Consider the following 17,304-nt stretch of genomic DNA (forward strand, 5'->3'; position numbering starts at 1 on the left):
TCTTGATAGCCCGGTCGGGCCAACCTAACGTTTTGCTAAGTAACTCCATTTACCGGATGGCTCCATGTTGTTCAGTGTCGGTGCCTTGAGTTGCGCACTCTGGCAGCATGAATTTGCGCACTAACCGTGCACGGTCGACATAGTTAGTTACAGAGCAGCATAGCCAGCGCAAAGCCTTGCGCAAGGCCACTAGTCGGCCAGTAGCTGGCACTTTTTGCACAAAAATCGATTCAGCGCGGGAGGTGTTGGCGGGTCTGACGCTATCGCTGGCAAGCCAGCTCCCACAGGGTTCTGCGCTATTTCAAATCAGCGCACTATCTGTGGGAGCGGGCTTGCTCGCGAAGGCTATCGCTCAAACACCACAAAAACATCAGAAAGAACCTACAAACTCCCACTCACCTTGGTCGCCACCTCCCCCGGCACCCAAGCCTTCCATACCTGCGGCTGATCACGCAAAAACGCTTCGGCCACCTGACGCGGTTGCTGACGTTTTTCGCTCATCTGCGCCAGGGTCTGGTTCAGCAGACCAATCGGCAAGTCGACCTTTTCAAAGAACGCCACCAGGTCCGGGTACTGCGTCTTGAACGGCGCGGACACGCCAATCGCCAAGCTGGCCGGCATTGAACGGGTGCCCTTCGGATGCGGGTTGTTGGCATCGGCCAGGGTCTTCCAGGCTTCGGCATCGAACGGCGGCTCTTCAAGTTTCACCAGTTTGAAACGGCCCAACAACGGTGTCGGCGACCAGTAGTAGAACAGCACCGGTTTGCCACGGCGGATCGACGACGCCACCTCGGCATCCAGCGCCGCACCGGAGCCGGTACGGAAGTTGACGTAGTCGGCAGTCAGGTCATAGGCCTTGAGTTTCTGGCTGTTGACGATCTCCGAAGTCCAGCCAGTAGGGCTATTGAGAAAGCGCCCGCGGCTCGGGTCTTCAGGGTCGCGGAACACGTCCTTGTAGCGGGCCAGGTCAGCAACGGACTTCAGCTCCGGGGCCAACGGTTTGATGCCGCGTTCCGGGTCACCCTTGATCACGTATTCCGGCACCCACCAACCTTCGGTGGCGCCTTTGACCGTGTCGCCGAGGCCGAACACTTTGCCTTCGGCCGAGGCCTTGACCCACGCCGGACTGCGCCCGGCCCATTCTTCGCCGATCACCTGGATATCGTTCTTGGACAGCGCCGCTTCGAGGCTGACGGTGCTGCCGGGCAAGGTGTCGGTCGGGTAGCCGTAACCTTTCTCGACGATCAGTCGCAGGACTTCGGTGATGAAACTGCCGCTTTCCCAGGCAATGTCGCCAAAGTGGATCGGCGTGGGTTTTTCGGCGGCAGGAACGTGGGTAGCCACGAGGCTCAGGGCCAGCAGCGAACTGCCGAGCAGGGTTTTGATCGATCTCATGCGGACCTCTGGGTCAAAGGTGTTCGATTGATGGATTCATTGGCGCTGTGCTGGACGCACAAAGCCTGGGAGCGGGTCATGTAGACGCTGACCGAACGCTGGGAAATGCCCAGTTCGGCGGCGATTTGCGGGTAGGTCAGGCCATCGATTCGCGACAACAGGAACGTTGCCCGGACCTTGCCCGGCAAGCGTTCAAGCGTGCGGTCGAGACGGTTGAGGGTTTGCGTCAGTTGCGCGAGCACTTCGGGCGAGGTGGCGAAATCGATCTCGACTTGCTGCGCATGACGACGCTCCAGATCGGCCCGGCGCCAACGCTGATAGAGCAGACGCTGGGCGACGGTGGTCAGCAGCGCGCGGGGCTCACGGATGGCGCTCAATGCCGGAGCTTCGAGCAGCTGCGCGAAGGTTTCGGCAGCGATGTCTTCGACGCTGGCTACATCGTGCAGATGACGGCGCAGGTACAGGCAGAGCCACGGGTAGTGGGCGCGGAACAGGCTGCCAACAACCTGACGATGGGAAAGGTCGGCGCCGGACATAGGGGCTCCTGGGGTTAGGGGTCGCTGAATGTCCGGTGATCCGGTGGAGCGATTCTAGCCAAGAGCCTTATTCTTTAATAAGACTTAAAAGGCATTTTTATATTACTTATAGGAATATTCGATCAAAAGATCACTGGCGGCGATGTTTCAGCGCAAGCGGCCATACCCCAATTTTTCAGCCTCGTGCTCATAGTCGAGGACAACCTGATAATCGCCTTCGCCTGCCGGCAGCACTTCGGGCAAACCCAGTGTTCGCACCACATCAGGAAGTTCGCGCAGGGCCTGGTTCATCACTTGCCGCAGGAGTTCGACGCGTTCGTCGGTAGCGCTGGCAACCGTGATGAAAGGCAACGTCGGACTGCAAGCACTGCGCGCGAGTACCCGCAAGCCGCTGACCTCTTCAGGCGCGTGTTGCGCAAGATAGGCATAGGTGACGCTGTCGATAGCCGCCAGATCGGCACGCTGGTCGCGCAGCCAGCGCAGACTCTCGCGGTGACCGCCACTGGTGCCGACGGCAGTGAAGAATTGACCGTCCTGTTGCAACGGCGCCAGGCGCTGGCGCAACAGGTTCATGCCACTGTTGGAGTCTTCGCTGTTGATCACCCCACGGCTGTGGCGAAATTCGCCAAGGGTTTTGCGTGAGTCATCGGCTCGGCTGAGAATCAGGCTGCAATGCTTGCCGGCACTGGCGTCGGGCAGTTCGTAACGCGGGCGACCGATGACGCGCACCCGCCCCTTTAAAACCGTCATCAACGGATAGCCGCAGGTTTGCGTGACAAGCAGAGCGGGCGACAGCCAGAGTTGAGGCAGCGACAAGCCTTGAGCATTCAACCGCGTATGCCCGAGGTGTTCGAGAATGCGCGCGAGCCAACGCTCATTGGCCACGCGGATGGGCTCGGGGGCGGCATACATCAGCAGTTCGGCGTGGTGCTGGGTCATACACATGTTTCCTGACAACAAATTTCCAACTGTAGGGGCGGCGGTGTTCTTGGGTCAGTGGTAAGGGTGTTGGGGGCTGTCGATCGCCTTCACGCCATTTTGGCGCCACAACTGCCCATAACCCTGCACCAAAAACCCGCCACTGCGCGCCAGCCATTGCTCACGACGTGCGTGATAAGCCGTGGGCAAGTCATACCAGGGCAGGCTCGGCAAGTCGTGATGCACCAGGTGCAGGTTGTTGTTCAGGAACAGCCAGCTCCACGGCCACGCCGCTTCATTGAGCACGGTACGTTGCTCGGGTTGGGCGTTCGGGCGGTGTTCATAGTAGGAGCGAATCATTGCAATCGACAGCGCCGGCACGCTGATCAGCAACAGGTAATGCCACACCGGCAGCACGCTGAAGTGCGCGATGAACGCCAGCATCAACACCGTAAGCGTGCTGTGGGTCAACCACATCAGCCAGGCTTGGCGCTCGCCCGTGCGCAGGCGTCGCAGTTCTTTGCGGGCCAGGGCCTGCAACGCCATGGGCGCGCCAACCATGACGCGCCCGAGCACGGTTTTGTTCAGCCGGTGCAGGGCCTGTTTGAACACCGAGTTGCGTTGCCAGTGCGCGGCGCTGAGGTAACGGCTTTCCGGGTCGCGACCGGGGACGGTCAGGTCTTCGTCGTGGTGATGCAGCAAATGGCTGTCGCGATAGAGGGTGTACGGAAACCACACTGCAAACGGTGCGTAACCGAGGAGTTTGTTCAGGGCCAGCCTGCGCGTGGGGTGCCCGTGGAGCAATTCGTGTTGCACCGACAACCAGAGCACCACCAACGGAATCAGCAACAGCGTGCTCCACCAAAGGCCCAGCCGGTCACTGGCCAAGACAATGCTGAACCAGGCCGCGTACACGCCAATCAGCAACAACCAGGTGGGCCATTCGGTGCGAGCGGTCAGGCGTTGGCGCAGGGTTTCGATTTCTTCTCGATGGGCGGCGTCGAAGTAATGGGACATGGCTTTGCTCAGAACGGGACTTGTCCCTCTCTGTGCAATAGCGTGGGGAAATCTTGCAGATTATTTGGTTAGGTCGTCAGAGTGTGTTGGTTAAGCATTTGTGGCGAGGGGGCTTGCCCCCGTTCGGCTGCGCAGCAGTCGCAAAGGCGATGACCATTCTTCAGGTCAACCGCAGGGGAGCGCTTCGCGCTCCAACGGGGGCAAGCCCCCTCACCACAAAAAGCCCCTTAGCCACAGGGTGATTCAGGTCTCAGTGCCCGAACACGTCCACCTTCTTGGCCTTCTTGTCCGCGCGCTTTTCATCGGCGGTTTTTGCCGGTTTTTTCTTCGCAGCTTTCTTTGAATCCATGCCTTTGGCCATGATACGTACTCCACTCATACGGGATGTGAAGTCAGGTATACACCTATCGCGCCGCTCGCGTTCTTTTATAATCGCCCGCTCAGCCAACCGACAGCCAAAGCCCATGCCAGACACCCAATACACCTTGCTCGACGAGCCGTTATGGCCGTTGATGAACAAGTTTTACCGCGCCCACCAATCGCCAATGAAAGCGGTGCGCGATGCTCAACTCTGGGTGGCCAGGCGCGGGGAAATCGTCGCCGCGCTGTGCTTGCGCCCCGTGTCGGGCGGGCATTGGTTGACGGGGTTGTTTGTCGATCCGGCCTGTCGCGAGCAAGGCGTGGCGGCGGCGCTGATCGCCGCAGCCGTCAAGGACCTCGACAGCCCGGCGTGGCTGTTCTGCCACCCGGATTTGCGCGGATTTTACGAGCGTCGCGGCTTTTATTTCGACCCGCAAATGCCCTACGCCATGGTCGAGCGCTTGAGCCGTTACGCGCGTAGCAAACCCATGATCGCCATGGAGCTGATTCCTGCTCAATCCTGATGTGCAATGCAAAACCAAAATGGCAGCGAGCCTGCTCGCGAAAGCGCTGGGTCAGTCACAGAACCTGTCACTGAAATTACGCATTCGCGAGCAGGCTCGCTCCCACAGGGGTATGTGCCGGGTCTTGGATCAGTCGTCGGCGTTGGGGTCGAGGTCCGGAAACATCACTTCAGTGAAGCCGAACTTAGTGAAGTCACTGATCCGCGACGGGTACAACCGACCGATCAAATGATCGCACTCATGCTGCACCACCCGCGCATGAAACCCCGAGGCAATACGCACGATCGGCTGGCCCCTCGGGTCAACGCCTTCATAACGAATGTGCTGGTAACGATCCACCGCGCCGCGCAGGCCGGGCACCGACAGGCAACCTTCGAAGCCCTCTTCCAGGGTCGGACTCAACGGCGTAATCAGCGGGTTGATCAGAATCGTCTGCGGCACGGCTTCGGCGTCGGGATAGCGTTCGCTGTGCTCGAAACCGAAGATCACCAGTTGCAGGTCGACGCCGATCTGCGGCGCGGCCAGGCCAACGCCACCCACGCTTTCCATGGTCTGGAACATGTCGTCGATCAGTTGCCACAACTCGGGGCTGTCGAACATTTCGGCCGGCACGGGAGGGGCAATGCGCAGCAGGCGTTCATCGCCCATTTTCAGAATTTCACGGATCATGTTCAGGCTTCGTCAGAGGTCGGTTTGAGCGAGTGGTCCCGTCCCAGTCCCGAAACGTGTTGTTTGGGTTCGTCGTTCTCGCCAGGGACCTTTTCGCCAGGGTCCTTGCCTTCGCTCGACATATGCTCGATCACCGCATTCATCTCCGCGCCGAGCAACAGCACCGCCGAGGAAATGTAGAAGTACAGCAACAGCACGATGATCGCGCCGATACTGCCATACATGGCGTTGTAGTTGGCGAAGGTCTTGACGTAAAACGCGAAACCCAACGACGCGATAATCCACACCACCACGGCCAGCACCGAGCCTGGGGTGATGAAGCGAAACTCTTGTTTGACGTCAGGCATGACGTAATAGATCAACGCCACCGCGACCATCATCAGGATCACGATGACCGGCCAGCGCGCGATGGTCCAAACCGTGACGATGAAATCTTCCAGCCCGACCTGCGACGCGATCCAGCCCATCACCTGCGGCCCGAGCACCATCAATGCGGCAGCGGCCAGCAGCATGCCAGCAATGCCGACGGTGTAGAAAATCGACAGTGGAAAACGCTTCCAGAGCGGACGACCCTCGACCACATCGTAGGCGGCGTTCATCGCGTTCATCATCAGCCGCACACCGGCAGAGGCGGTGTACAGGGCGATGACGATACCGACCGAGAGTAACCCCCCCTTGGATTGCTGGAGTTGATCAATGACCGGGTTCACTTGTTCCAGGGCCTGGGGCGGCAATACCAGTTCCGATTGCAGGCGCAGCCAGGAGAAAAAGTCCGGCAGGTGCAGGAAACCGATCAGGGCAATCAGGAACAGAATGAAGGGGAACAACGAGAACAGCATTTGATAGGCCAGCGCCGAGGCGTAGGTCGACATTTCATCGTCGATGAACTCTTTGACCGTACGCACCATCACGTGGTGCAGGGGCAGACCTTTCATGTCCGGGAAAATCATTAGCGTCTCCTTTCGCCGCAAAAAGGTTGAAGTCGGGGCGACTCAGGGGCCGTTTTCTACATCAAAGTAGCCTACTTGGCGACTCTGAAACAATTTCGTTGTTTTAACCGGGACGGCTGACGTAAAAACGGCCATCCGCGGATGGCCGTTTCAGTGTGCCTTGAAGGGGCGGCACGTCAGGACTTATCGACCGCTTTCTTGATCGCGTCCTTGGCTTTGCCGACCGCTTGCTGTGCCTCGCCTTTCTTCTCCTGCATCTTGCCTTCAACTTGCAGTTTGGTGTTGTCAGTGGCCTTGCCGACGCCTTGCTTGACGTTGCCGACCGCTTCGTTTGTCACGCCTTTAACTTTATCGCCAGTGCTGCTCATGGTGTTTCTCCTGTGAACAATTCAAAGGGCATAGTCGTTACACAAAGATTGACCGGCAGCGTTTGCACGGAGTTTCATTTATTTTTAACGCGACATTTCATCGCTGCGCGCAGGTTGGGCTTTATGTTTGCCGTCCAACCCCCGAGAATGCGCAACGTATTCAGGCCATGGCGCTGAAGATCCAATCCCGTAGGAATGTTATGAAACTCGATAAAAAGCAGGCCATTGCCCGCAGAAACCTGGAGCTCGGCGGTGCTGTGCTTGGCGTCAACAACTGCCATTTCACCGAATTGAACCGCAATCGCAACATCTGGTGGTTCGACATCCCGGTAGCACGCCTTGCCGTTGGTCAGTACGAATGGGTTCACCTGCTGATGCACACACCGGACACCGACGAACTGGTGCACCTGAAAGTGCCGACGGTGTTCCTGCGCGAGAAGCTCGAAGGCCTGGTGGTGCGCAATGAAGGCAAACGCAAAGCAGCCCTGAGCCTGGAACTGAGCGCCGACAAGGACTCGTACCTGCAGGACATGCGTCCGGCGGGCACCAACGTCAACTTCGCGCCGTTCCGTCAATAAGATTGGGGGCGCCTTTTTCCCTCACCCTAGCCCTCTCCCGGAGGGAGAGGGGACTGACCGAGGTGTTTGAGCGAGCCACACCGACCTGAGATATCAAGTCGAACGCAGATCTTGAAGTGCAGATGATCAGCTCCCTCTTCCTGAGGGAGAGAGGGCTGACCGAGGTGTTTGAGCGAGCCACACCGACCTGAGATATCGAGTCGAACGCAGATCTTGAAATGCAGATGATCAGCTCCCTCTTCCTGAGGGAGAGAGGGCTGACCGAGGTGTTTGAGCGAGCCACACTGACCTGAGATATCGAGGCGAACGCAGATCTTGAAGTGCAGATGATCAGCCCCCTCTTCCTGAGGGCGAGAGGGCTGACCGAGGTGTTTGAGCGAGCCACACCGACCTGAGATATCGAGGCGAACGCAGATCTTGAAGTGCAGATGATCAGCTCCCTCTCCCTAGGGAGAGGGCTGGGGTGAGGGGCAGGATTCACCCCAAAATCCAAGCTATGCTCTGCACCAACAAAAAGCCCCGCATCTGCGGGGCTTTTGTGTTTTACGCGGGGCTTACTTCTTCAGGCCCAGCTTTTTCAGCTCTTCGTCGCGCAGTTCGCGGCGCAGGATCTTGCCGACGTTGGTGGTCGGCAGCGCATCGCGGAACTCAACGGAACGCGGGACCTTGTACCCGGTGACGTTGGCGCGCATGTGCTCCATCACCGTTTCCTTGGTCAGCGTGACGCCCGGCTTGGCAACGATGAAGATCTTGATCGCCTCGCCCGACTTCTCGTCCGGAATACCGATGGCTGCGCATTGCAGCACGCCCGGCAGGGTCGCGAGCACATCTTCCAGTTCATTCGGGTATACGTTGAAACCCGAGACCAGAATCATGTCTTTCTTGCGATCGACAATGCGCATGTAGCCATCAGGCTGGATCAGCGCGATGTCACCGGTCTTCAACCAGCCTTCGCTGTCGAGCATTTCATCGGTGGCTTCCTGACGCTGCCAGTAGCCCTTCATGACTTGCGGACCTTTCACACACAGTTCGCCGATTTCGCCTAGCGGCTGTTCAACACCGGCATCGTCGATGACTTTGCACAGGGTCGATGGAACCGGAATACCGATGGTGCCGACCTGAATGTTCTGGATCGGGTTGACCGTGGCCACCGGGCTGGTTTCGGTCATGCCGTAACCTTCGCAGATGGCGCAACCGGTGACCGCTTTCCAGCGCTCGGCGGCGGCCAGTTGCAGGGCCATGCCACCGGACAGGGTGACCTTCAGCGCCGAGAAATCCAGCTTGCGGAACGCTTCGTTATTGCACAGCGCCACGAACAATGTGTTCAGGCCAACGAAACCGCTGAACTTCCACTTCGACAGTTCCTTGACCATCGCCGTCAGGTCGCGCGGGTTGCTGATCAGGATGTTGTGGTTGCCGATCAGCATCATCGCCATACAATGAAAGGTGAAGGCATAGATGTGGTACAGCGGCAGCGGCGTGATCAGGATCTCGCAACCTTCATTAAGGTTGGAACCCATCAGCGCCTTGCACTGCAGCATGTTCGCCACCAGGTTGCGGTGGGTCAGCATCGCGCCCTTCGCTACGCCAGTGGTACCGCCGGTGTATTGCAGCACCGCGACATCGCCGCTGTCCGGGTTGGCTTCAGCCACTGGCTGGCCGTGGCCCTTGCTCAGCACGTCGTTGAACTTGACGGCCTTGGGCAAGTGATACGCCGGGACCATCTTCTTCACATACTTGATGACGCTGTTGATCAGCAGACGCTTGAGTGGCGGCAGCAGGTCGGCGACTTCGGTGACGATGACGTGCTTGACGCCGGTTTTCGGCACCACGATCTGGGCCAGATGCGCCATGTTGGCCAGGCAGACCAGGGCTTTGGCACCGGAGTCGTTGAATTGGTGTTCCATCTCCCGCGCGGTGTACAGCGGGTTGGTGTTGACTACGATCAGCCCGGCGCGGATCGCACCGAATACGGCGACCGGGTACTGCAACACGTTAGGCAGTTGCACGGCGATTCGATCACCGGGCTGCAAGTCGGTATGCTGTTGCAGGTAAGCGGCAAAGGCACCGGACAATTCGTACAGTTCACCGTAGGTGATTGTCTTGCCCAGGTTGCTGAATGCCGGTTTGTTGGCGAAGCGTTGGCAGGACTGCTTCAACACTGCCTGAATATTCGGATACTCGTCTGGATTGATGTCGGCAGCAATCCCGGCAGGGTACTTATCCTTCCAAAAGTCTTCGATCATGGAAGCCCACTCCTCAGCAACGCGAATTCATCACCGCATTTGATGCGATTATTATTGGTGTATGTTTTTTATTGGTGAGTCTGGCTTTTATATAGCCGAGATGTCACAAAGCGCGCCGAGAGTAGCAGCTTTGCAAAGGGCCGCCTAGAGCCCAAAACAGCCTCCACAGTCATATTAGTGACTCAAGACCAATCAATGGTCTTTTTTAGAGCAAAGATTCTATAGCGACAGAAAACGCTCTAAAACAAGCCTTACAGCCAAACAGCGAATACAAAAAAAGGGGCGACCGCATTTGGTCGCCCCTTTTTGCTGTAGCTTCGCTAACAATTCATTACGCGATATCGCGTAACTCCCGCCGCAAGATCTTGCCCACCGGCGTCATCGGTAACGACTCACGCAACACAATATGCTTGGGCACTTTGTAGGCGGTGAAGTTTTCTTTGCAGTACGCCTTCAACTCTTCAAGGCTGACTCCCGACTCACGGGCCACCACAAACAACTTCACCGCTTCCCCCGAACGTTCGTCCGGCACGCCGATGACTGCGCAGTTGGCGACTTTCGGGTGAGCCATCACCACGTCTTCGATTTCGTTCGGGTACACGTTGAAGCCCGAGACGATGATCATGTCTTTCTTGCGATCGACGATACGCACGAAACCGTCCGGGTCGATCACCGCGATGTCACCCGACTTGAACCAGCCCTCGGCATCCAGCACTTCGGCGGTGGCTTCGGGTTTCTGCCAGTAGCCCTTCATGATCTGCGGGCCCTTGATGCACAACTCGCCCCGCTCGCCCAACGGCTGCTCAATGCCGTCATCATTGATAATTTTGAGCGTAGTGCCCGGCACCGGCAGGCCGACCGTGCCGATTCGCGACTTATCGCCATACGGGTTGGTGCAGGCCACCGGTGAGGTTTCGGTCAGGCCGTAACCTTCGGTGATGCGGCAACCGGTGAGCTGTTCCCAACGCTCGGCGGTGGCCTTGACCAACGCGGTGCCGCCGGAGTTGGTGAGCTTGAGGCTGGAGAAGTCGAGGGTCTTGAAGTCCGGGTGATCCATCAGCGCCACGAACAATGTGTTGAGCCCCAGCAATGCCGAAAACCGCCAGTTCTTGAGTTCCTTGATAAAGCCTTTGATGTCCCGTGGATTGGTGATCAGCACGTTGTGGTTACCGGTCACCATCATGCACATGCAGTTCGCCGTGAATGCATAGATGTGGTACAGCGGCAGCGGCGCGATCATCACCTCCTGCCCTTCGCGCAGCAGCGGCTGACCGTCGTCGCCGAACTGCCCCAGGCACGCCCGCGCCTGCTGCATGTTTGCCACCAGGTTGCCATGAGTGAGCATCGCGCCCTTGGCCAGACCGGTGGTGCCGCCGGTGTATTGCAACACCGCGATGTCGTCGAGGCCGACGCTCAGTGGCTTGATGCCCAGGCCCCGGCCCAGACGCAGCGCGCTTTTGAAGGAAATAGCCTGGGGCAAGGAATAGTCCGGGACCATTTTCTTGACCTTGCTCACCATCGTGTTGACCAGCCAGCCTTTGGCGGTGGGCATCAGGTCGCCCATCTTCGCTTCGATCAAATACTGGATGTCGGTGTCGGCCAGCACTTCCTGAACCTTGGCGCCGAACATGTTCAGGTAGACCAGCGCCCGGGCACCGGAATCCTTGAACTGATGACGCATCTCCCGCGGGGTGTACAGCGGGTTGGTGTTGACCACGATCAGCCCGGCGCGCAAGGCACCAAACACCGCTATCGGGTAATGCAGGACGTTGGGCATCTGCACCGCGATGCGATCGCCCGGCAGCAGGTCGGTGTGGGCTTGCAGGTAACCGGCGAAGGCAGCGCTGTGGCGTTCGAGTTCGGCGTAGGTCAGGGTCACGCCCATGTTGCTGAACGCCGGGCGATCCGCGAACTTCTTGCAGGAACGCTCGAACACCTCGATCACCGACTTGTAAGCCCCAAGATCAATGTCCAGGGGCACGCCGGCCGGGCGTTTGTCATTCCAGAAATCAGGTTGCATTGTTCTTGTCCTCTTTACCTGAATCACCTCGGCCACTTTTCTGTCACTTCTGAAAAAACAAAAAGTGAAAAGCGGAGCTTCACGGACACTAGCAGCTATGGCGAATCAGGCAAATACGGCCAACACCGTCATTGATCGTGTGAATCTTCCTAGCGTGCTGTGGGCTGATCAGACGCCGGGCGAGGGATGCGCTATACAATGCAACCACATCGTGCAAAGGAATCGCCATGATCCACGACACTTTCTGGCTGACCGCGTCTGACCACAGCCGCCTCTTCGTCAACCAATGGTTGCCCGCCACGCCTTTAAAAGCCGTGATTCTGCTGGCCCATGGCATGGCCGAGCACAGCGGTCGCTACGGGCGTCTGGCAGAAAAACTCTGCGAGCAGGGCTACGGTGTCTGCGCGCCGGACCTGCGTGGACATGGCAAAACTGCCGAAAACGGGACACTGGGCCATTTCGCTGATGACGATGGCTGGTGCAAGGTCGTCGGCGACCTGGCCAGCCTCAACCAGCACATCGGCCAGCAGCACCCCGGGGTGCCGATTGTGCTGCTTGGCCACAGCATGGGCAGCTACATCGCCCAAGCCTATCTGCTGCATCACAGCGCCAGCCTGCACGGGGCGATTCTCAGTGGTTCGAACTTCCAGCCCGTGGCGCTTTATCGCGCGGCGCGGCAGATTGCCCGTCTCGAACGGTTGCGTCAGGGGCCGAAGGGGCGCAGCGCGTTGATCGAGTTCCTGTCCTTTGGCTCGTTCAACAAGCAATTCAAACCGGCGCGCACGCGATTCGACTGGCTGAGCCGCGACCCGCTCGAAGTCGATAAATACGCCAACGACCCGCTCTGCGGCTTTCGCTGTACCAATCAGCTGTGGATCGATTTGCTCGGCGGCTTGCAGCAAATCAGCAAAGCGTCCAATCTCGCCCAGGTCGATCCGGGCCTGCCCTTGCTCGTAATAGGCGGCGAATGTGATCCGGTAAGCGAAGGTAAGCGTCTCAAAGATCTGGCTCATGCGCTACGCGCGGCCGGCAGCCAGAACCTGCAATTGAATATTTACCCGCAGGCACGGCATGAGCTGTTCAACGAGAGCAACCGCGATGAAGTGACCGCTGACGTACTGAACTGGATCGCCCAGGCGCTCAGCCACCGCCGTCCGGCCAGAACCGAATAGTTTTTCGAATAGTTTTTTTGTGGATTTTTAAATTCGTCACAGGAATTGAGACAGATGACCCAGGTTACCAACACCCCTTACGAAGCCCTTGAAGTCGGCCAGACCGCCAGTTACAGCAAGACCGTCGAAGAGCGCGACATTCAGTTGTTCGCCGCGATGTCCGGCGATCACAACCCGGTGCATCTGGACGCCGAATTCGCCGCCGGCACCATGTTCAAGGAACGTATCGCCCACGGCATGTTCAGCGGCGCCCTGATCAGCGCTGCCGTCGCCTGCGAGTTGCCTGGGCCGGGCACTATTTATATCGGTCAACAGATGACCTTTCAGAAACCGGTGAAAATCGGCGACACCCTGACCGTGCGTCTGGAAATTCTCGAAAAGCTGCCCAAGTTTCGGGTGCGCATTGCCACTCGCGTGTTCAACCAGCGCGATGAGTTGGTAGTGGATGGCGAGGCCGAGATTCTGGCGCCGCGTAAGCAGCAGACGGTGAACTTGCCGGTTCTGCCGCCGATCAGCATTGGCTGATTGATTAGAGGAATGTCAGTGGGAGCTTTTCCCCCTCACCCCAGCCCTCCCGAAACGTCGGACCGCCCCCAAGGGGTAGAGGGGAAAGGGAGCCGATCTGTGTTGTTCTTGAGATCTACATTCACCTCGGACTGTCAGGTCGATGTACCTCGAATAAACAACTCGGTCAGTCCCCTCTCCCTTTGGGAGAGGGCTAGGGTGAGGGGCTTCTGCTTCTGCTTCTGCTTTCCCGGACACATAAAAAAACGCCAGTCAGACTGGCGTTTTTTATTACAGCCAAGAACCCTTACGAACGAGCACGAGCCTGATTACGCAGGGCTTTCACCTGGTCGTGGTTGCGTTGCACGCCGTGATACTGACGCTCAACCAGGTCACGAATACCCACCAAGTTGTGTTTGGTAATTTTTTCCAGCGCTTCCTTGTAGGCCTTCAGCGCATGGTCTTCACCGCGCTCGGCTTCGTTGAGCACAGCCTCCTCGCCCTTGCCGGTAAACATTGCTTTCACATCGACCCAGCGACGATGCAAGTCACCGCTAACGCTGGTGGAGGTTTCCGGATCGCCACCCATGGAACGCACAGCGCTCTGCAGTTCGGCAGCAGCAGTCGCGCAATCGGCGGAACGCTGAACGAACAGGGTTTTGAGTTCTGGGTGTTTGATGTCTTCAGCGCAAGTCTTGAACCCTTCCTGACCGTCTTTGCTGGTTTCAATCAGGTCGTTGAGTACAGAGATCGCTTCTTTATTGAGGTCGGTCATTTTTCAATTCCTTGCGGGTTGATGAAAGATGCAATAGTTGTTGCAGCTCGCATGCCAGCCTTGAATTGATAATTTATTTGTTATTTTTCAATTGCTTAACCTTTAATCAGAAATCTGCATCCGCTTTATTTGCATGATCTGTCAATTGGCCTGCATGCAGAATGCCTGTATTTTCCAGACTGTTTGAATCAAGACGATTAATTGATGAATCCTGAAAAGCTCGAACTGCTGATTACCCGCGAAATGCCCTTCGGCAAATACAAGGGCCGCATCATTGCCGACCTGCCCGGCCAGTACCTGAACTGGTTCGCTCGCGAAGGTTTCCCCCATGGCGAACTGGGGGGATTGCTGGCGCTAATGCAGGAAATCGATCACAACGGTTTGTCGGAACTGCTCGAACCGCTGCGCGCCAAACATGGTAGACCAGCCCCCCGCCACTGAATTGATTGAGTAGCCCATGCCCGAGAATACTCGCCGTGCCCGTGATGAAGCCTTCTGGCAAACCTTTGCCGACCGTTACGCAGTCGAACCTGGCCCCATCAACCTGGAGAACGGTTACTTCGGGCGCATGTCGCGCACGGTGGTCGAGGAGTACCAGCGCAATATCGAGCTGATCAATCGCAGCAACTCGGTCCATGTGCGCCAGCGTTTCGAACAGGGCGAAAGCCTGGACATTCGAGCGCAGCTGGCCGAGATGATTGGCGTGCGCGCTCAATCCGTCGCCTTCACCCGCAACGCCTCGGATGGCCTGCAGTCGCTGATCCGCAACTACAACCGTTTACAACCCGGCGATCAGGTGCTGCTGTGCGACCTGGAGTACGACACGGTCAAGGGCGCGATGCGCTGGCTGGCCCGGCATCGCGGCGTCGAAGTAATCGAAATCGACCACCAGCACCCCGCCACATTCGAGAGTTTGCTGGCCACTTACCGCGAAGCTTTCGTGCGCTATCCGCGACTCAAACTGATGGCCCTGACCCATGTCACCCACCGCACCGGCCTGGTAATGCCGGTGCAGGCGATTGCCGCACTCGCCAAGGAGCACGGCATTGATGTGATCCTCGACGGCGCTCATGCCCTGGGTCAGATCGACTTCGATCTGGAAACGCTGGGCATCGCCTTTGCCGGCTACAACCTGCACAAATGGATCGGCGCGCCGCTAACCCTCGGGTTCATCTACATAGCTCCCCAACGCCTGGCCGATATCGACCCGGACATGGGCGAGATGCATTTCCCGGTCAACGACATTCGCGCCCGCACCTCTTACAGCACACCCAACATCCCGGCGCTGATGACGTTGCCGTTGGTCTTCGAGGAGCATCGCTCACTCGGCGGTGCCGCGGCCAAGGGTGCGCGCCTGAATTACCTGCGTAACCTGTGGGTCAGCGCCGTCCGTCATTTGCCGGGCATCGAGGTGCTGACGCCGGACGATCCGCGCCTTTATTGCGGGATCACGGCGCTGCGTTTCACTCGCCATGACGATCAACAGGCGATGGCCGAGCGTTTGCTCAACGACTTCAATCTGTTCACCGTGGTGCGCACCGGTGCCGCGTGCGGGCCGTGCATCCGGATAACGCCGGGGCTGACCACCACCGCGGGTGAAATGCAATTGCTCACCCGCGCGCTGAACGAACTGCGTTAGTTGGCCTAGACGGTGTATTTGTCGAAGTCCTCGGGCTTGATCTGCGACGACACCGCGAAGGTGTCGATGCCGATGGTCAGGTGTCCGAAGAAGCCGTCTTCATAGGTGTCGCGGCCGATCGGCCACACGGCCAGGGTCGAAGCTTCGCCGCCCATGCCAGCGTAGATACTGTCCTCGACATTGTTCAGCGCCGCCGAGGATCGCCCGCGATAGGCTTTGGCATTGAGCACCGAGCGCGAGACGACCTCGGGAAAGTACAACTGGCCGACCCAAGCGACGTTGCGCTCTTCAAGATATTCGCTGCCGGTCACCATGCGCACCGCCACATGAATGTGCAGTGCGCGGCCGGCATAGAAGCCCGGATAGATCGTGGTGAAACGCACCTTGCCTTTTTTATCGCAGAACTGGCTTCCGCGCAGGTAGGTGTCATCGTCGGTACGCGGGATTGAACCGATGGCGTCGGATTCGACTTCAAGGTCCGGGTTGATGCGGCTCCAGCCCGAATACGCGCCTCGCGCGTTGCAATGCCAGATATCCACCAGCGCGCCGCTCACCGGCTCACCGGTCATGGCATCGACAATGCTCAGGCGCAACAGCAGTGGCAGACCATCTGCACCTTCACTGATGTTGCGGCGCAATAGTTGCGGGTTACGGAAATACGGCCCGGCGATTTGTTCGGGGGCCAACTGATACACGGGGTTCGGTGAGGCTGTTGCAGAGTCTCGATCCATGACGCGTTCTCTCTTCCATAAGATGAACGCAGATTAGCGCTACGCAAAAACCTGTGTGCGGTAACTATGTATCGCGTCGTAACGTGCTTTTGTAGGCGCTGCCGAAGGTTGCGATCTTTTGATGCTGGATTTTCTGCGGGCAAAAAAACGGTGCACCGACCAAGTGCACCGCTAAAGCCGTAGAACACACAACGAAGTGTCAGGTAACAATCAGTCCAGCATCAGTCCAGCAGCGCCAAGGCCTCGGCGGTGCATTCCTGAATGCGGGCCCAGTCGCCGTTCTTGATCCACTCCGGATCAAGCATCCAGCTACCGCCCACGCACATCACGTTTTTCAACGCCATGTAGCTTTTGATATTGGCCGGGCTCACGCCGCCAGTCGGGCAGAATTTAACTTCGCCGAACGGACCGCCCAACGCCTTGATGGCCGCGACGCCACCGCTGACTTCCGCCGGGAACAGCTTGAAGCGGCGATAGCCCAGGCCATAGCCTTCCATGATGCCGGAGGCGTTGCTGATGCCGGGTAACAGCGGGATCGAGCTGTCGACACTGGCTTCGAGCAAGTCACGGGTGATGCCCGGGGTCACGATGAACTGCGAACCGGCCCTTTCGGCGGCGGCCAACATAGTGCGGTCAAGCACGGTGCCAGCACCGGTCACCAGTTCCGGACGCTGCTCGCGCAAGATCTGGATGGCTTTGAGGCCGAACTGCGAACGCAGGGTCACTTCCAGGGCTGTCAGGCCACCGGCGGCCAGGGCGTCGGCCAGAGGCAGAATGTCCTGTTCGCGAGCGATGGTGATCACCGGCAAAATCCGCGCTTTGGCGCAGAGGCTGTCGATCAGGGCAACTTTGTCCGCCATGGAAACGGTCGGGGATGTGTTTGTCATAGCGGCTGATCCTTG

The 17,304-nt window shown here is 58.3% G+C and carries 18 protein-coding genes; 6 read left to right on the top strand and 12 right to left on the bottom strand.

Annotated elements, in window-relative coordinates:
* Positions 1 to 381: 381 nt before the first annotated feature.
* The 4 genes from JFT87_RS26000 to JFT87_RS26015 all read right to left on the bottom strand — a co-directional run bounded on the left by JFT87_RS26000 (position 382) and on the right by JFT87_RS26015 (position 3,866).
* The gene (locus tag JFT87_RS26000) at positions 382 to 1,395 is read right to left on the bottom strand and encodes an ABC transporter substrate-binding protein (protein ID WP_201206062.1); all 1,014 of its coding nucleotides are present in this window, start codon (positions 1,393 to 1,395) and stop codon (positions 382 to 384) included.
* Positions 1,392 to 1,931 (bottom strand): sigma-70 family RNA polymerase sigma factor, encoded by a 540-nt coding sequence (locus JFT87_RS26005; RefSeq protein ID WP_201206065.1) that lies wholly within the window; start codon positions 1,929 to 1,931, stop codon positions 1,392 to 1,394. Before JFT87_RS26005 ends, JFT87_RS26000 begins: the two co-directional genes overlap by 4 nt.
* A gap of 147 nt (positions 1,932 to 2,078) precedes the next feature.
* Positions 2,079 to 2,870, bottom strand: a complete 792-nt coding sequence (locus tag JFT87_RS26010; protein ID WP_201206067.1) for a phosphate/phosphite/phosphonate ABC transporter substrate-binding protein — start codon at positions 2,868 to 2,870, stop codon at positions 2,079 to 2,081.
* A gap of 54 nt (positions 2,871 to 2,924) precedes the next feature.
* Positions 2,925 to 3,866: a fatty acid desaturase gene (locus JFT87_RS26015; RefSeq protein ID WP_201206069.1), complete on the bottom strand. Its 942-nt coding sequence runs from the start codon at positions 3,864 to 3,866 to the stop codon at positions 2,925 to 2,927.
* A gap of 464 nt (positions 3,867 to 4,330) precedes the next feature.
* Here JFT87_RS26015 and JFT87_RS26020 point away from each other — a divergent pair, with 464 nt between their 5' ends.
* Positions 4,331 to 4,750, top strand: a complete 420-nt coding sequence (locus JFT87_RS26020) for a GNAT family N-acetyltransferase (RefSeq protein WP_201206071.1) — start codon at positions 4,331 to 4,333, stop codon at positions 4,748 to 4,750.
* Positions 4,751 to 4,879: 129 nt separating this feature from the next.
* On the opposite strand, the gene def is transcribed toward JFT87_RS26020, so the two are convergent.
* The 3 genes from def to JFT87_RS26035 form a co-directional block, all read right to left on the bottom strand.
* Complete coding sequence (gene def, locus JFT87_RS26025; protein WP_201206073.1) at positions 4,880 to 5,419, bottom strand: peptide deformylase; 540 nt, start codon at positions 5,417 to 5,419, stop codon at positions 4,880 to 4,882.
* 2 nt (positions 5,420 to 5,421) lie between these two features.
* Positions 5,422 to 6,369, bottom strand: coding sequence for a YihY/virulence factor BrkB family protein (locus JFT87_RS26030; protein ID WP_201206075.1), 948 nt, complete (start codon positions 6,367 to 6,369; stop codon positions 5,422 to 5,424).
* A 176-nt stretch (positions 6,370 to 6,545) separates the two neighbouring features.
* Positions 6,546 to 6,737 (bottom strand): CsbD family protein, encoded by a 192-nt coding sequence (locus tag JFT87_RS26035; RefSeq protein WP_201206077.1) that lies wholly within the window; start codon positions 6,735 to 6,737, stop codon positions 6,546 to 6,548.
* Positions 6,738 to 6,937: 200 nt separating this feature from the next.
* Between JFT87_RS26035 and JFT87_RS26040 the strand changes: the two genes are divergently transcribed.
* Positions 6,938 to 7,315 (top strand): hypothetical protein, encoded by a 378-nt coding sequence (locus tag JFT87_RS26040; protein WP_201206079.1) that lies wholly within the window; start codon positions 6,938 to 6,940, stop codon positions 7,313 to 7,315.
* 554 nt (positions 7,316 to 7,869) lie between these two features.
* Here JFT87_RS26040 and fadD1 read toward each other — a convergent pair.
* Both fadD1 and fadD2 read right to left on the bottom strand, forming a co-directional pair.
* Positions 7,870 to 9,561 carry a long-chain-fatty-acid--CoA ligase FadD1 gene (gene fadD1, locus JFT87_RS26045; protein ID WP_201206081.1) on the bottom strand — a complete coding sequence of 564 codons (1,692 nt, stop codon included), beginning with the start codon at positions 9,559 to 9,561 and terminating at the stop codon, positions 7,870 to 7,872.
* Positions 9,562 to 9,892: 331 nt separating this feature from the next.
* Positions 9,893 to 11,581, bottom strand: coding sequence for a long-chain-fatty-acid--CoA ligase FadD2 (gene fadD2, locus JFT87_RS26050; RefSeq protein WP_201206083.1), 1,689 nt, complete (start codon positions 11,579 to 11,581; stop codon positions 9,893 to 9,895).
* A 227-nt stretch (positions 11,582 to 11,808) separates the two neighbouring features.
* Between fadD2 and JFT87_RS26055 the strand changes: the two genes are divergently transcribed.
* Together JFT87_RS26055 and JFT87_RS26060 are read left to right on the top strand one after the other, a co-directional pair.
* Complete coding sequence (locus tag JFT87_RS26055; protein ID WP_201206085.1) at positions 11,809 to 12,753, top strand: alpha/beta hydrolase; 945 nt, start codon at positions 11,809 to 11,811, stop codon at positions 12,751 to 12,753.
* Between the two features lie 54 nt (positions 12,754 to 12,807).
* Positions 12,808 to 13,278, top strand: coding sequence for a MaoC family dehydratase (locus JFT87_RS26060; protein WP_201206087.1), 471 nt, complete (start codon positions 12,808 to 12,810; stop codon positions 13,276 to 13,278).
* 286 nt (positions 13,279 to 13,564) lie between these two features.
* Here JFT87_RS26060 and JFT87_RS26065 read toward each other — a convergent pair whose 3' ends face one another.
* The gene (locus JFT87_RS26065) at positions 13,565 to 14,032 is read right to left on the bottom strand and encodes a ferritin-like domain-containing protein (protein ID WP_201194003.1); all 468 of its coding nucleotides are present in this window, start codon (positions 14,030 to 14,032) and stop codon (positions 13,565 to 13,567) included.
* Positions 14,033 to 14,236: 204 nt separating this feature from the next.
* On the opposite strand from JFT87_RS26065, the gene JFT87_RS26070 reads away from it, so the two are divergent.
* Together JFT87_RS26070 and JFT87_RS26075 are read left to right on the top strand one after the other, a co-directional pair.
* Positions 14,237 to 14,473 carry a DUF3820 family protein gene (locus JFT87_RS26070; protein WP_201194005.1) on the top strand — a complete coding sequence of 79 codons (237 nt, stop codon included), beginning with the start codon at positions 14,237 to 14,239 and terminating at the stop codon, positions 14,471 to 14,473.
* 16 nt (positions 14,474 to 14,489) lie between these two features.
* Complete coding sequence (locus JFT87_RS26075; protein ID WP_201206089.1) at positions 14,490 to 15,671, top strand: aminotransferase class V-fold PLP-dependent enzyme; 1,182 nt, start codon at positions 14,490 to 14,492, stop codon at positions 15,669 to 15,671.
* Between the two features lie 5 nt (positions 15,672 to 15,676).
* Here the strand turns inward: JFT87_RS26075 and JFT87_RS26080 are convergent, their stop codons facing one another.
* Together JFT87_RS26080 and JFT87_RS26085 are read right to left on the bottom strand one after the other, a co-directional pair.
* On the bottom strand, positions 15,677 to 16,402 hold the full coding sequence (locus JFT87_RS26080) for an intradiol ring-cleavage dioxygenase (protein WP_201206091.1): 726 nt from the start codon (positions 16,400 to 16,402) through the stop codon (positions 15,677 to 15,679).
* A 221-nt stretch (positions 16,403 to 16,623) separates the two neighbouring features.
* The gene (locus JFT87_RS26085) at positions 16,624 to 17,289 is read right to left on the bottom strand and encodes a bifunctional 4-hydroxy-2-oxoglutarate aldolase/2-dehydro-3-deoxy-phosphogluconate aldolase (protein WP_201206093.1); all 666 of its coding nucleotides are present in this window, start codon (positions 17,287 to 17,289) and stop codon (positions 16,624 to 16,626) included.
* Between the last annotated feature and the right edge of the window lie 15 nt (positions 17,290 to 17,304).

Origin of the sequence: Pseudomonas sp. TH15 (assembly GCF_016651105.1) — a bacterium.
Taxonomy (GTDB): domain Bacteria; phylum Pseudomonadota; class Gammaproteobacteria; order Pseudomonadales; family Pseudomonadaceae; genus Aquipseudomonas.

Bases quoted from the DNA above. Each gene is read 5' to 3' on its own strand.
- JFT87_RS26000 (WP_201206062.1), bottom strand. From the start codon at position 1,395: ATGAGATCGATCAAAACCCTGCTCGGCAGTTCGCTGCTGGCCCTGAGC.
- JFT87_RS26005 (WP_201206065.1), bottom strand. From the start codon at position 1,931: ATGTCCGGCGCCGACCTTTCCCATCGTCAGGTTGTTGGCAGCCTGTTC.
- JFT87_RS26010 (WP_201206067.1), bottom strand. From the start codon at position 2,870: ATGACCCAGCACCACGCCGAACTGCTGATGTATGCCGCCCCCGAGCCC.
- JFT87_RS26015 (WP_201206069.1), bottom strand. From the start codon at position 3,866: ATGTCCCATTACTTCGACGCCGCCCATCGAGAAGAAATCGAAACCCTG.
- JFT87_RS26020 (WP_201206071.1), top strand. From the start codon at position 4,331: ATGCCAGACACCCAATACACCTTGCTCGACGAGCCGTTATGGCCGTTG.
- def (WP_201206073.1), bottom strand. From the start codon at position 5,419: ATGATCCGTGAAATTCTGAAAATGGGCGATGAACGCCTGCTGCGCATT.
- JFT87_RS26030 (WP_201206075.1), bottom strand. From the start codon at position 6,369: ATGATTTTCCCGGACATGAAAGGTCTGCCCCTGCACCACGTGATGGTG.
- JFT87_RS26035 (WP_201206077.1), bottom strand. From the start codon at position 6,737: ATGAGCAGCACTGGCGATAAAGTTAAAGGCGTGACAAACGAAGCGGTC.
- JFT87_RS26040 (WP_201206079.1), top strand. From the start codon at position 6,938: ATGAAACTCGATAAAAAGCAGGCCATTGCCCGCAGAAACCTGGAGCTC.
- fadD1 (WP_201206081.1), bottom strand. From the start codon at position 9,561: ATGATCGAAGACTTTTGGAAGGATAAGTACCCTGCCGGGATTGCTGCC.
- fadD2 (WP_201206083.1), bottom strand. From the start codon at position 11,581: ATGCAACCTGATTTCTGGAATGACAAACGCCCGGCCGGCGTGCCCCTG.
- JFT87_RS26055 (WP_201206085.1), top strand. From the start codon at position 11,809: ATGATCCACGACACTTTCTGGCTGACCGCGTCTGACCACAGCCGCCTC.
- JFT87_RS26060 (WP_201206087.1), top strand. From the start codon at position 12,808: ATGACCCAGGTTACCAACACCCCTTACGAAGCCCTTGAAGTCGGCCAG.
- JFT87_RS26065 (WP_201194003.1), bottom strand. From the start codon at position 14,032: ATGACCGACCTCAATAAAGAAGCGATCTCTGTACTCAACGACCTGATT.
- JFT87_RS26070 (WP_201194005.1), top strand. From the start codon at position 14,237: ATGAATCCTGAAAAGCTCGAACTGCTGATTACCCGCGAAATGCCCTTC.
- JFT87_RS26075 (WP_201206089.1), top strand. From the start codon at position 14,490: ATGCCCGAGAATACTCGCCGTGCCCGTGATGAAGCCTTCTGGCAAACC.
- JFT87_RS26080 (WP_201206091.1), bottom strand. From the start codon at position 16,402: ATGGATCGAGACTCTGCAACAGCCTCACCGAACCCCGTGTATCAGTTG.
- JFT87_RS26085 (WP_201206093.1), bottom strand. From the start codon at position 17,289: ATGACAAACACATCCCCGACCGTTTCCATGGCGGACAAAGTTGCCCTG.